The organism is Collinsella sp. AM34-10, from assembly GCF_003469185.1.
Classification (GTDB): domain Bacteria; phylum Actinomycetota; class Coriobacteriia; order Coriobacteriales; family Coriobacteriaceae; genus Collinsella.
On the sequence record NZ_QSIL01000005.1, the window covers coordinates 127,998 to 140,388 of the forward strand.

Annotated in this window: 10 protein-coding genes; 2 read left to right on the forward strand and 8 right to left on the reverse strand. The window is 58.3% G+C overall.

What is annotated here, in order from left to right; all coding sequences use genetic code 11:
- Window positions 1-40: 40 nt before the first annotated feature.
- Window positions 41-1,429 carry an aspartate kinase gene (locus DW823_RS06295; protein WP_118081144.1) on the reverse strand — a complete coding sequence of 463 codons (1,389 nt, stop codon included), beginning with the start codon at window positions 1,427-1,429 and terminating at the stop codon, window positions 41-43.
- A gap of 103 nt (window positions 1,430-1,532) precedes the next feature.
- Here DW823_RS06295 and thrC point away from each other — a divergent pair, with 103 nt between their 5' ends.
- Both thrC and thrB read left to right on the forward strand, forming a co-directional pair.
- Window positions 1,533-3,050 (forward strand): threonine synthase, encoded by a 1,518-nt coding sequence (gene thrC, locus DW823_RS06300; RefSeq protein WP_118081146.1) that lies wholly within the window; start codon window positions 1,533-1,535, stop codon window positions 3,048-3,050.
- 200 nt (window positions 3,051-3,250) lie between these two features.
- On the forward strand, window positions 3,251-4,132 hold the full coding sequence (gene thrB / locus DW823_RS06305; protein ID WP_118081148.1) for a homoserine kinase: 882 nt from the start codon (window positions 3,251-3,253) through the stop codon (window positions 4,130-4,132).
- Window positions 4,133-4,390: 258 nt separating this feature from the next.
- Here the strand turns inward: thrB and yihA are convergent, their stop codons facing one another.
- The 7 genes from yihA to DW823_RS06340 all read right to left on the reverse strand — a co-directional run bounded on the left by yihA (window position 4,391) and on the right by DW823_RS06340 (window position 12,384).
- Window positions 4,391-4,981, reverse strand: coding sequence for a ribosome biogenesis GTP-binding protein YihA/YsxC (yihA, locus tag DW823_RS06310; protein WP_055252447.1), 591 nt, complete (start codon window positions 4,979-4,981; stop codon window positions 4,391-4,393).
- A 37-nt stretch (window positions 4,982-5,018) separates the two neighbouring features.
- Window positions 5,019-5,759: a 5'-methylthioadenosine/S-adenosylhomocysteine nucleosidase gene (mtnN, locus tag DW823_RS06315; RefSeq protein ID WP_117821047.1), complete on the reverse strand. Its 741-nt coding sequence runs from the start codon at window positions 5,757-5,759 to the stop codon at window positions 5,019-5,021.
- A gap of 78 nt (window positions 5,760-5,837) precedes the next feature.
- Window positions 5,838-6,905, reverse strand: a complete 1,068-nt coding sequence (locus tag DW823_RS06320) for a serine hydrolase (RefSeq protein ID WP_118081150.1) — start codon at window positions 6,903-6,905, stop codon at window positions 5,838-5,840.
- Window positions 6,906-7,251: 346 nt separating this feature from the next.
- Window positions 7,252-8,070 carry a pyruvate formate-lyase-activating protein gene (gene pflA, locus DW823_RS06325; protein ID WP_117821045.1) on the reverse strand — a complete coding sequence of 273 codons (819 nt, stop codon included), beginning with the start codon at window positions 8,068-8,070 and terminating at the stop codon, window positions 7,252-7,254.
- Window positions 8,071-8,256: 186 nt separating this feature from the next.
- Complete coding sequence (locus DW823_RS06330) at window positions 8,257-9,111, reverse strand: DegV family protein (protein WP_117821044.1); 855 nt, start codon at window positions 9,109-9,111, stop codon at window positions 8,257-8,259.
- Between the two features lie 277 nt (window positions 9,112-9,388).
- Window positions 9,389-10,831 carry a glycoside hydrolase family 32 protein gene (locus tag DW823_RS06335; RefSeq protein WP_158567281.1) on the reverse strand — a complete coding sequence of 481 codons (1,443 nt, stop codon included), beginning with the start codon at window positions 10,829-10,831 and terminating at the stop codon, window positions 9,389-9,391.
- 101 nt (window positions 10,832-10,932) lie between these two features.
- Window positions 10,933-12,384 carry a PTS transporter subunit EIIC gene (locus DW823_RS06340; protein WP_118081156.1) on the reverse strand — a complete coding sequence of 484 codons (1,452 nt, stop codon included), beginning with the start codon at window positions 12,382-12,384 and terminating at the stop codon, window positions 10,933-10,935.
- Between the last annotated feature and the right edge of the window lie 7 nt (window positions 12,385-12,391).

Sequence of the window (12,391 nt, forward strand, 5' to 3'; positions counted from 1 at the left end):
GATTTTTGAGGCGAGTCCCAAAAATCTAGCGAGATAGTAGCTACTTGTGGAGCGCAGCCAGGGCGGGATCGACCGGCGCGGAAGCCTCCAGGTCGGAGACCTTCACAATGCCGTTCTCGTCGGAGAAGGCACGGTAAATGGTCCGAATCGCCAGGTCGAAGTCCTTCTCCTCGACACCGATAATGATGTTGATCTCGTCGCAGCTCTGCGAAATCATACGCACGCTCACGCCGGCCTGGCCAAGCATACCAAACAGATGGCCCGAGATACCTGCGCGGCCGCGCAGGTTACGGCCGACGGTAGCGATGAGCGCCAGGCCCTCGACAACCTCGATCTCGAGCGGCTCGACCTCCTGCTGAATGTCGCTCACAAGCGAGTACAGCGAATCGTGAACGTCCTGCTCCTGCACCACGGCGCCAAAGCGGTCGACACCGGTGGGCATGTGCTCAACGGAAACGTCATAGCGCTCGAAGACCGAAAGCGCGCGGCGCATAAAGCCGACACGGGGCTTGGTGCGGTCGCGGGCCACATTGATGGCGACAAAGCCGCGTTTGCCGGTCACGCCGGTAATGATGGGCTCCGCCTCGCCCTCGTCAGCCGTCTCGCTAATGATGGTGCCGGGGTCCTGCGGCGCATTGGTGTTCTTGATGACCAGCGGAATGCCTGCCTCGCGCACGGGGAACACGGCCTCCTCGTGCAGGACGCTTGCGCCCATGTACGAAAGCTCGCGCAGCTCCTCGTAGGTAACGCGCGCAATGGGCTGAGCCTCGGGAACAATACGCGGATCGGCAGAATAGAAGCCCGAAACGTCGGTCCAGTTCTCGTACAGATCGGCGCCAAGGCACTTGGCCAGAATCGAGCCCGAAATATCGCCACCGCCTCGATCGAGCAGCTTGATCTGGCCCTCACGCGTCGCGCCGTAGAAACCGGGCATAACAAAGCCACCCTGCTGGCCGTACTCCTGCACCAGCTCGGAGGTGCGGTTCATGCTGAGCGTACCATCGTGATGGAACGCCACAACCGTCGCGGCGTCCAGGAACGGCAGGCCCAGATACTCGGACATCAGGCGAGCGGTGAAGTACTCGCCGCGGCTCACAAGCTCCTCGGTGGAGTAGCCGCCCGAGCGGGCGCGCTCGGCAAAGGCTGCGAACTCCTCGCGGATGGGATAGGTGAGCTCCAGCTCGTCAGCGATATCAAAATAGCGCTGACCGATGTCCTCGAGCAGCTCCTCGCACGACACGTGATACTTAACGTGCGCGTTAACCAGGTAGAGCAGGTCGGTCACCTTGGTGTCGCCCTTAAAGCGGCGACCGCAGGCGGAAACCACCACAAAACGGCGGGCAGGGTCGGCATCGACGATGGCCTTGATCTTCTTGAAGTGTTCGGCGTCGGCGACCGACGAGCCGCCAAACTTGGCAATTTTTATCATGGCGTGGAGGTTACCTTTCTAAAAGCCTCTGCAAACCTGTTTTGCGCGCTCTGATACCATGGTTTCACCGATTGGGACCAAGGTATCCGAGGAGCACTGTTATATGGGAACTTATCATAGTACACGAGGACGCACTTTATCATGCTCAAGTAAGGTGGCAATCCGTACCGGCATCGCTCCCGACGGGGGTTTGTTTGTCTCGGACGAGCTTGGCACCCAGCAGGTCGATATCAGCTCGCTTGCTGATAAATCGTACTTTGAAATCGCTCAAAATGTGTTGGGAATGTTACTGAACGATTACACGGACGAAGAAATTTCGGCGTGTGTCGACGAGGCATACCGCGGCACGTTCGCGAGTGAAGAGGTCACGCCTCTCGTCAAGCTCGACGCAGCACCGGGCACCGACGCCCCTCAGACCTATGTGATGGAGCTCTTTGGCGGCCCCACGAGCGCCTTCAAGGACGTCGCCCTGCAGATGCTCCCCCGCCTCATGGCCCGCACCTCTGCCAAGGACGGCGGCGCCGAGCGCATCATGATCGTCACCGCCACGTCGGGCGACACGGGCAAGGCAGCACTCGCCGGCTTTGCCGACGCCCCGGGCACGGGCATCACCGTCTTTTATCCCGAGGGCAAAGTCAGCCGCGTACAGAATCTGCAGATGTCCACTCAGGAGGGCGATAACGTCGCCGTCTGCGGCATCCGCGGCAACTTTGACGACGCCCAGAGCGCCGTCAAGCGCATCTTTGCCGATAAGGAGCTTGCCGAGCGTCTGGAGGCCGCAGGCACGGTGCTTTCGAGCGCCAACTCCATCAACGTCGGCCGTCTGGTACCGCAGGTCGTCTACTACTTTGCCGCCTATGCGCAGCTGTTGCGCGCCGGCGCCATCGAGGCCGGCGACGCCGTGGAGTTCTGCGTACCGACCGGCAACTTTGGCGATATCCTGGCCGGTTACTATGCCAAGCGCATGGGTCTGCCCGTCGCCAAGCTCATCGTCGCGAGCGACAAGAACAACGTGCTGGCTGACTTCCTGAGCACCGGCGTCTACGACCGCAACCGCCCGTTCTTCACGACCATCTCGCCTTCGATGGACATCCTCATCAGCTCTAACCTGGAGCGCATGCTCTACTTCCTGTCCGATGGCGACTGTGAGCTCGTTGCCGGCCTTATGGAGCAGCTGGCGCGGACTGGTCGCTACGAAGTTCCCGCCGACCTGCTGGCAAAGATTCAGAGCGTCTTTGGCTGCGGTTGGGCCAGCGAGGACGAGGTACGCACTGCCATCAAGAGCTGCTGGGACGCGAACGGCTACGTGATCGACCCGCACACCGCCTGCGGCTATCACGTCTTTGAGCAGGTCGCTCCCGCCGAGGGCGCCAAGGCCCGCGTGCTGCTTTCGACCGCCAGCCCCTACAAGTTCCCGCGCGCCTGCTGCGACGCCCTGGGCCTCGACGTTCCCGAGGACGACTTTGAGGCCATGCGCGTGCTCGAGCAGGCAACCAACACGGTTGCCCCGGTCCAGCTCGCCGAGCTCGAGTCCAAGCCCGTCCGCTTCGAAGACGTCTGCGACGTAGCCGACATGGCCAACTACGTAGAGCAGGCTGCAAAAAAGATGGCTACCAACTAAACCCTTACTAGGCGCCGGCGAAAGCCGGCGCACCTTCTTTTATCAGATACTCACCGGGATAATGACGAGCTGACATGCGGGTCTGCCTGTTTAGTTCGTCGCGAGTTCCGCACGAGCCGGAAAGCACTTAATGTGCTTTCCGAGCGAGCCAGGACTGCCCGAGCAGCGAACTAAACAGGCAGACCGCCCAGGAGATTCCCATGATCAAAATCACCGTCCCCGCCACCAGCGCGAACCTAGGCATTGGCTACGACACCCTCGGCATGGCCGTCAGCCTCTACTCGCACTTCACCTTCGAGCGCGCCGACAAGCTCACCATCACGGGCTGCCCCGAGGAATTCCAAAACGAGAACAACCTGGTCTACGTTAGCTTTGTCGATGCACTGGCCGCATGGGGCGAGCCGGCCTTCCCCGTCGCCATCGACATTCAGACTGACGTTCCCGTCGCCCGCGGCCTGGGCTCCAGCTCCACCTGTGTCGTCGCCGGCATTATGGCCGCCGCCGCGCTGACAGGCCACACCGTCGACCGTGCCGAGCTCGTCCGCATTGCCACCGAGGTCGAGGGCCATCCCGATAACGTCGCCCCCGCTATCCTGGGCGGCGCCGTCTGCTCCTTTACGCCGACCGATTCGCTCCCCCAGTGCCTGCGCTACGAGGTGAGCGATCGCCTGCGTTTTATTACCGTGATTCCTCCCTACGAGGTGCATACGAGCGAGGCGCGCAAGGTCGTGCCGCAGGAGGTTCCGCTCTCCACCGCCGTATGGCAGATGGGCCGCATCGCCGGCATGACGCGCGGTCTTGAGTCCGGCAACCTCGACCTGATTGCCGCCGCCAATGACGACCGCATCCAGGAACCCTATCGTCGCCGTCTGATTCCCGACTACAACGCCGTGCGCGACACCTGCCTTAACGGCGGCGCCAAGACCATCTGGATCAGCGGATCGGGCTCGACCCTTATGGCTGTGACCGACGACACCATCGTGGCAAAGTTCCTGCAGGTCAAGCTGCGCGAGCAGTTCCCTAAGTGTGATACGCATATTCTGACGTGCGACACGGAAGGCGCTCAAATCGAGTACCTGTAGACATCGCCGATCGGTCTGTCCGGGCCACCCAGGGGCATCCCCTTAAAAACGTCCTCGCACTTGAGGCCCGCTTATCCTGCTCCTTCGGAGCTGCGGATAAGCGGGCCTCGTGCTGCGGAATATTTTTAAGGGGATGCCCCTGGGTGGCCCTATGGCAACGTGGCGAGCGATGTCTACAGGGACCCACGCTTTGAAGGGGCGCCGGGCTGATAATTTGGCTCTTTATTGGGGAGGGCTCTTGCTAGGCTGGGGCACTTATTAGAGGCAGGCTTCGGCGATGCGGCGCTTGAGTTCGTCGATGCCGGTGCCGGTTTGGGAGCTTGTGATGATTACGTTTTCGGCCGGGACGTTGAGTTGCTTTTTGATGGCAGCTGCCTGGCGGGCCTGCTGGGTGCGGCTGAGCTTGTCGGCCTTGGTGAGGCAGACGATAAAGTTGAACTCGTTGCCCTGCAGATAGTCGATCATGTCATGGTCGAGCTTGCTCGGGTCGTGACGAATATCCACCAGCGACACGACCAGGTTAAAGCTGCGCTCCGAGTCAAAGAAGTCGCCGATAAGTTCTGCCCAGCGGTCACGCTCGGCCTTGGAACGACGGGCGAAACCATAGCCCGGCAGGTCCACAAAGTGCACGTCGTCGGCCTCGAAGAAATTGATGTTGCTCGTCTTGCCCGGCGTGCTCGAAACCTTCACCAGGTTCTTGCGGCCAAAGAGCTTGTTCATAATGGACGACTTGCCCACGTTGGAGCGGCCAACAAAGCTCACCTCGGGACAGGTGGACTCGGGGATCTGCGAAACCTTGCCGTAGCTGGCGACGAACTTGGCAAGCTGGTAGTTAATGGAATCGGCCATGGACACTCCTTGGTCGTAGGATCTTGCAAAAAACGCGCTATTGCGCAGCGGCAATGCGTCGAACGATATCGAGCGTGATATCGCTTGCGGCACGCGCATACTCGAACAAATCGAACTCGCGGTCGCAAATCGCATCATACGCCTCGTCACAATTATCGCTGATAGCACGCAGCACCAGGCAATCGACACCATTTTTGGTTGCGACATGGGCAATTGCCGCGCCCTCCATGCCGACACAATCGGCATGCGTCGCCTCGATGGCATCATTGCGCATAGCGGCGCCCGTCACAAAGCGGTTACCCGTGGCAATCGTGCCGACCAGGAACTGCTTTGCACCCTCGTTCGAAGCGGTCTCATTTGTCGAAGCATCAACAAACCCACGCTCAGCAAGCACATCGGCGGCAATATCGACCAGCGCGGGCGTCGAGACAAACTCCTCGAGCCCCGGTGCAGACTCGGCGATAAGCGCGGTATCGGTATCTAGATAGCGCAGGCATTTGCCAATGACGACATCGTCGATATGGAGCTTGGGATTCAGGCCACCTGCGATACCAGAAAACACAACTGCCTGTGGAGCATACTTGCTAATGAGGTGCTGTGTTGCGGCGGAAGCGTTTACCGTGCCCATACCCGCCGTCGTGGCGACAATCGACAGGCCGTCGAGCCCGCCGGTCACAACGTTCAAGCCCGCCTCCTGTACCATGCAAACGTTGCTCAACTCTTCCTTAATCTGCATGATCTCTTTTTCGAGCGCACCGATAATCGCGATGGTAGCCATGCCATTCCCCAAACCTATACGAAATTCTCAACCACGGTATGGTACCAGCATTTTGTTTGACCTCGTCAAACGAACACGTTAGGCCAGCGCAGCTCGGGTATCAAAGAATGTCTTAGCAATCGCAGCCACCAGCTCGCTCGAGCGATCGCTCCATGGCATCGATGTCATGATACTCATAATGTAGGTGTCGCCATCGACATCGATGAGGCCCGCATCGCATGTCGAATAGCAACCATCCTCGCTAATCCAGCCGGCCTTGTTGCGCACCAGGGCTTGGTCGTCCGCAATGCCGTCGCGGATAAAGGACCGGGTCGTAGAGGCCAGAAGATCCGATAGCCATTGCGACGTCTCGGTATCACGGCTCAAATACTCGCTCATCTCGCGCCACAACTTGGCCGAGGTGCGCGGGCAATAGGTGGGAAAATCACTCATCGGATCGAGTGCGGTATCGTAATCGATGCCAAGACTGGCAATCCAATCCTCGTAACCGACACGGTCAAACGTCGCGCGTAACGCAATAAACGAATCGTTGTCCGAATTAACGATCGCGGCCTCGATCAGGTCGCGCACCGTCTGCCAACCCATGTTGTAGCCACCATAGGTGCCAAGGGAATCATCGAGTGAAACCTGACCCGTCTCGACCAGAAATTCGCAGATGTACAACGCATAGAGCGCCTTGTAGCTACTCGCGCCGTAAACCTCGACATCGGGGTTATACGTCACGCCCTTGCCGCTTGACAGGTCGTAGAACACCACGCCCACATCGCCTAGCTCCTGCGCCCGACTCAGGGCATCCTGGAGCAAGGCAAGGCTCTCATCCTCCAAGGTAGGAGTCTTGTTATCCACCAACGAGAAGGCCTGAACGGTATCACCCGAAGGGATATCGTTGAAGTCCGCCTTCGAAAGTCTCGTCTTGAGATCTGCCGACGCTTTGGACTTTGAAACCTTCTCGTTTTGCGTCTGTACCGTTGACGCATCTGAGTGTGCCATTCGCTCCGACGCGTAGGTTTTGGCGGTAATTCCGAGGATAATAATCGCCAACGTTAGCATCCCAATGGCGGCAATCTTCGTCACGCGGACGCGAGCGTCGGCAAGGCCACGCGAAGATGTGCCCTTCGTCTCATATCTGCTGCTATGCTGCGGCATATACTCGTCCCGCGATGCGTTATTTCGCACGTGGTCTCCTGACTGCTACCGTTCATATACGAGCAGCATAATACCGAGCAGGCATTTCTTTCCAAAGATATTCAGCGGCGTTTAAGGCGTCTTTAAAGAAACCACAAGCGTATTTATCCAAATGGCGCGATTCTGTTGCGCATCTCCGCCCAAAACGCAGTTGCGGTGGAATAGTTCCTATTTGGGCGGCATAAGCCGAAAAACAAGAACTATTCCACCGCAACTTGACGGAGCTCTTTGGCAATCAACTTGGTGCCCAGGGGCACTCATTTAAGTCTGTCCCCAATGAGTGCCTTTGGGGAGCGAAAATGGCTCGCTAGCCGATAGCGTTTTTGAGTTCCGCGCGACGCTTTTTCATGCCCGTCATGACGGCGTTGCGCAGCTCGGGCATGCGCGCGGTATCCATCTGTGGAACGCCCTCGAGCTTATAGGGAATGCCCAATTGCTCGTACTTGACGACACCCATCGTGTGATACGGCAGCATTTCCAGGCCCACCACGTTGTGCCATGGAGCGATGAGGCGGCCGAGCGCCTCGCACTCCTCAACCGTATCGGTAATGCCGGGCACCACCACGTGGCGGATAACGACCTTAATCTTGCGACGGGCAAGCTCATCACCAAACGCCAGAATGCGTGCGGGATCGCAACCGGTCAGCTTTTTATGCTCAACGGGATCGGCATGCTTGATGTCGAGCAGCACCATGTCGGTCTCGTTGAGAACAGTATCGAACTTCTCGGGATGGTTGGGGTCAAACGCATAGCCGCAGCTGTCGAGGCAGGTATGCACGCGGCCATCGGGGTTGTTGTGCATTGCACGGAACAGGTCGGCTAAAAACGCGGGCTGCAAGAGCGGCTCGCCGCCGGACACCGTAATACCGCCGCTGCGGTAAAACTCATGGTTGCTCTGGAACTCGTCCATCAGGTGCTCGACGGTCACCATGGTGCCGCCGCTAACCGACCAGGTATCGGGGTTGTGGCAATACGCACAGCGCATGGGGCAGCCCTGAACAAACACCACAAAGCGGATGCCGGGTCCATCGACCGTTCCCATCGTCTCAATCGAATGTACGCGGCCCAGGGCAAACGCAGAGTCCTCGGGACGAGCGTCCACACCCTCGAGCGTCATCTCAGCCATTCCCGCTACCTTGCCTCTCATTGGTTTTAGCTACATAAATGCCAGAATCATTCTAGCCCATACGCATGATGGCGAAACGGTTTAGCGGTCAATTGGGTTGTCCTATTTGGCCCTACGCAAGAGCGGCGGGAAGGTTATCGCAACCCGCCCGCCGCTGAGGCAATAGAAATCGATAGACGCCAGACCTTACGCCTTAAGCGTGAGCACCGCACCGAAGGCGGTCGGGCCGCAATGGCTCGAGATGACACCGCCGACCTGAGTCCAGGTAACGTCCTTAAAGCCCAGGTCGTGCGCATAGACTTCCATGTCGTCGCGCAGCTCCTGGGAAAGGCCTACCGAATACGCCAGGCCAATATGCGAGTAGTCAATCTCGCCCTTCGCAACCATGTGGTCAATAAAGGCGCGGGCGCACTTGAGCATAGAGCCGCGGAACTTCTTGGTTGCCACGAACTTGCCGCCCGTTACCTCAATGCAGGGCTTAATCTTGAGCAGATGGGCACCGAGGAATGCCACGTTGGATAGACGACCGCCCGCCTTAAGGAAGGCTAGGTCGGTAGGAACAAAGCCCAGCAGCACACGGTCCATGACGGAATTCGTAAATGCAAAGATTTCGTCGACGGTGGCATCGGGGTGAGCCTCGATGTATTTGGCGGTCTCGACGGCAACAAGCGACTGGCCCACCGAGACAAAACGCGTGTCCATGGAGTAGACGTAGTCGCGACCCTTGGCGGCAATCTTAGAAGACTGGTGTGAGCAGGTCGTGGCCTCGGAATACGCAAGGTGCAGAATAGTCGCATCGGGCTGCTCGGCATGGATGCGATCGTACACGTGCGCAAAATCTGCCGGCGCGCAGCCGCTGGTCTTGGGCATCACGCCAAACTCGTTGCAGCGCGAATAAATCTCGAGCGGATCGATCGAGCCGTCCTCGACGGTCTCGTCACCAATCGTGACATGCATAGGTACGCGCACGATACCGTAGCGTTCGCAGAGCTCCGGCGTCACATCCGAACCAGACTCAACCACGATTACGTACTTGCCCATTATCATCACGACCCATCTCAACATTGGCTTTTCAACACATGGCACGCGCCGCCGCACTGTTGCACAACGGCGGCAGAGCGCCAAAGAGACGCCGCCCCTTGCACACAACAAAGGACAGCGTCTCCCTGGAAAAACTCCGTGCTAATCTGAGATTCTACACGGTTTATTACTAAGTGTTACTTACTCCGCAAACGGTCGCTATACGCGATAAACGGTAGTTCGCTGCGGCAACTGCGACACATTCCGCCCAGCAAGTCCAATCGTGCTCCACACACGGTTAATGCGCGAGGCGGTAGAAATTCATCGATGCCGCGCCCTCGGCGTGCAGCTCCATCGCCGGAACCGCCGGCGAATAGGTACGGCTCGTAAGTGCCGCCTCGCCGCCATTTGCAAAAATCTCGACCATCGTAGTGTCCGAAAGCACGCGCAGGTCGCGAAGCTCGCTGAGCTCAATCGACCTCTGGTCGCGCCCATAGCCTTCGTCACCCATGTCGAGGGTAAGCATCCCGTCTGCATAGCGCACAAAGACACCCTTGCGGATTTCGAGCTCGACCATCTTGGCGCCCTCGCAGGAAACCACAAGATCAAACAGGCGGCCCGGCTCCTCAACGGTTTCACCGCCTATCGCGCGAACGCAGTCACCGCGCATCCTCTCAATCTCGTGCGCCGGCCGCTGGCAGAGCTTACCATCGCGTATGCTCAGCTCTCGCGGCACCGTCAACGCGCACTGCCACCCGCGCGCCACCGTCGGGTTTTCTGCCGTCGCGTCGGGGCAACCCGACCATCCGATCATCAAACGCCGGCCTGCAGTATCCTCAAAGGACTGCGGAGCATAGAAATCAAAACCGGCATCGACCATCGGGGGCATGCCCTGCCCGACGATTTTAAAGCTCGGCGCCTCCCAATCGGCCTCGATGGAGAACCACACGCACTGATGCGGATTGCGGTAATGCCAACCATCGGCAGGCACACCCTGCGGACAGCAAACGAGAATAAGCTCGCCATCGAGCTCAAACAGATCGGGGCACTCCCACATAAAGCCAAACTTCTCGTCCAACTCAATGCGCGTCGCATAGCTCCAGTCCTCAAGATTGCGCGAGGTATAGACAAGCACGCACCCGCGATCGTCTTTCGTACGAGCGCCGAGAACCATGTAGTAGATACCGTCGTGTTCAAGGATCTTGGGGTCGCGCACGTGCGTACCGATATCGTCGGGGTAATCGACCGGCCCAACAGCTATGCGCTTCTCGCCCAATTCGTCGGGATTCTCGGCAACCATATGAATCTGGTTTTGCTCACGGCCCGTCAACACGTAGTCGTAATCATCGCGGTCAAAATGCTTAACGTTGCCGGTATAGAAGTAGTGAATCTTGCCATCACGTACAAAGGCAGAACCAGAATACGCTCCACTCGAATCCAAATCGGAATCGGGGAACAACACGGGGCCGCGATTCTCGTACGTCACAAAATCCTTTGTCGTCAGATGGTTCCAAAGCACTGGACCGCCATGCGCAGCATCGAACGGATCGTATTGATGATAGATGTGATACGTATCACCAATCTGAACCAAACCGTTGGGGTCGTTGAGCCAGCCAAGCTCAGGCTCCACATGGAACAAAAGCCTATCGGGGTCGGACGCGATGCGAGCCGCCGTCTCATCCTGTCCAGCTCGCCACTGCTCATAGTCCGCACGCATCACCTTGTTTTTTTGATTAAACATCGCCATTGACCTTCTCGTCTATGGGAAAGGACGCTCGACTCACACGAGCCGAACGCCCTTCCTCAAATGGACTTATCCTCAGATTACGCTGAACGGCTCAACTAGAAGCTGACATCGAAGCCAGCGCCAGCGCCCTCTTCATCAGTGGTCGGCACGCCCTTTGCCTTGTTGTAGGCAAAGATCAAGACGATCGGCACGATAAAGGCGATGAGATTGCCAGCCACATACCACATGAGCGTCTCGGGCGTGACGATGAGCAGGCCAAGCACGCCGGTCAGACCCTGACCGATGGCGCGCACCTCAAAGAGCTTCACGAAGGCACCGCCGCAGCCTGCACCGATGCAAGCGCAGATGAACGGGATGATCGAGTAGCGCATGTTTGCAGCGAAGATAGCGGGCTCGGAGATTCCGACCAGCGTCGGGATAAAGGACGACATGCAGATGTTGCGCTCTTTGGAATGCTTCTTATGAATGAGGTACATGCCGATGGCGCCGCCGCCCTGGGCGATAATGGAAACCGACCAGATGGCCTGGATGTAGTTGAAGCCAGTCGTGGCGACGAGGTTTGCCTCGATACCCTGGATGAACTGATGCGTACCGGTAACGACAAGCGGCTGCAGGAACGCGGCGAAGACAAAGGCACCAAAGACGCCCATCCTGTTGTACAGGATATCGATTACGCCGCCGAGGACGTCGCCGATCAGGTTGCCGAGCGGGCCGAACACGGTGAACAGGGCGACGTTAGCAAGAATCAGGGTAACGGTCGGGACAAAGACGAACGAAACGACCTCGGGGATGTACTTCTGGGCAATCTTTTCGACCTTGGCCATAAACCAGGCAGTCAGGATTGCAGGGAACACGCCGCCCTGGAAAGCAACCATGGGAATGGATAGCGGACCAAAGTTCCAGTACTCAGCACCCGTCGGGTCCATAACGAACGTGTTGCGGTTCATAAGGCTCGGGTGAACCATGACGATACCGACGAGGATGCCCAGGATCGGGTTACCGCCAAAACGCTTGACCGCGCTGTACATAACCAGGACAGGCAGGTAGTCGAACGTGGTGGCGATAATGGCAAAGAAGCTTGCGAGGTTCTTGAGGAACTCGCTGTGATCGGCGAGGCTGCCTTCCATGCCAAAGAGGCCGTTGGCAACGATCAGCGACTTAAGGCCGATGATGATTGCAGCGCCGACGAAGGCAGGAATGATGGGGATAAAGATATCCGAGAATACCTTGAGGACCGAGAAGAACTTGCCCTTCTTGTCCGCCTCGGCGCCCTTGACCTCGGAAGCACTGATCTCCTTAACGCCCGTCAGAGCCATAAACTCATCGTAAACCTTGTTGACGGTACCGGTACCGAAGATGATCATGAGCTGGCCGCTGTTGTACAGCACGCCCTTGACGCCATCGATGTTCTCGAGCTCGGCCTTGTTGTATTTGCTCGTATCCTTGAGCACCAGACGCAGACGGGTCACGCAATGCGTGGCGCCCTCGATGTTCTCCAGTCCGCCGACGTTGTCGACGACTTGCTGGGACACTGCCTTGTAGTCCATGTTCCTC

Coding starts and splice junctions, on each gene's coding strand:
- DW823_RS06320 (WP_118081150.1), bottom strand. CDS start 6,905: ATGCCGCAGCATAGCAGCAGATATGAGACGAAGGGCACATCTTCGCGT.
- DW823_RS06335 (WP_158567281.1), bottom strand. CDS start 10,831: ATGTTTAATCAAAAAAACAAGGTGATGCGTGCGGACTATGAGCAGTGG.
- DW823_RS06295 (WP_118081144.1), bottom strand. CDS start 1,429: ATGATAAAAATTGCCAAGTTTGGCGGCTCGTCGGTCGCCGACGCCGAA.
- yihA (WP_055252447.1), bottom strand. CDS start 4,981: ATGGCCGATTCCATTAACTACCAGCTTGCCAAGTTCGTCGCCAGCTAC.
- thrB (WP_118081148.1), top strand. CDS start 3,251: ATGATCAAAATCACCGTCCCCGCCACCAGCGCGAACCTAGGCATTGGC.
- DW823_RS06330 (WP_117821044.1), bottom strand. CDS start 9,111: ATGGGCAAGTACGTAATCGTGGTTGAGTCTGGTTCGGATGTGACGCCG.
- pflA (WP_117821045.1), bottom strand. CDS start 8,070: ATGGCTGAGATGACGCTCGAGGGTGTGGACGCTCGTCCCGAGGACTCT.
- mtnN (WP_117821047.1), bottom strand. CDS start 5,759: ATGGCTACCATCGCGATTATCGGTGCGCTCGAAAAAGAGATCATGCAG.
- thrC (WP_118081146.1), top strand. CDS start 1,533: ATGGGAACTTATCATAGTACACGAGGACGCACTTTATCATGCTCAAGT.
- DW823_RS06340 (WP_118081156.1), bottom strand. CDS start 12,384: ATGGACTACAAGGCAGTGTCCCAGCAAGTCGTCGACAACGTCGGCGGA.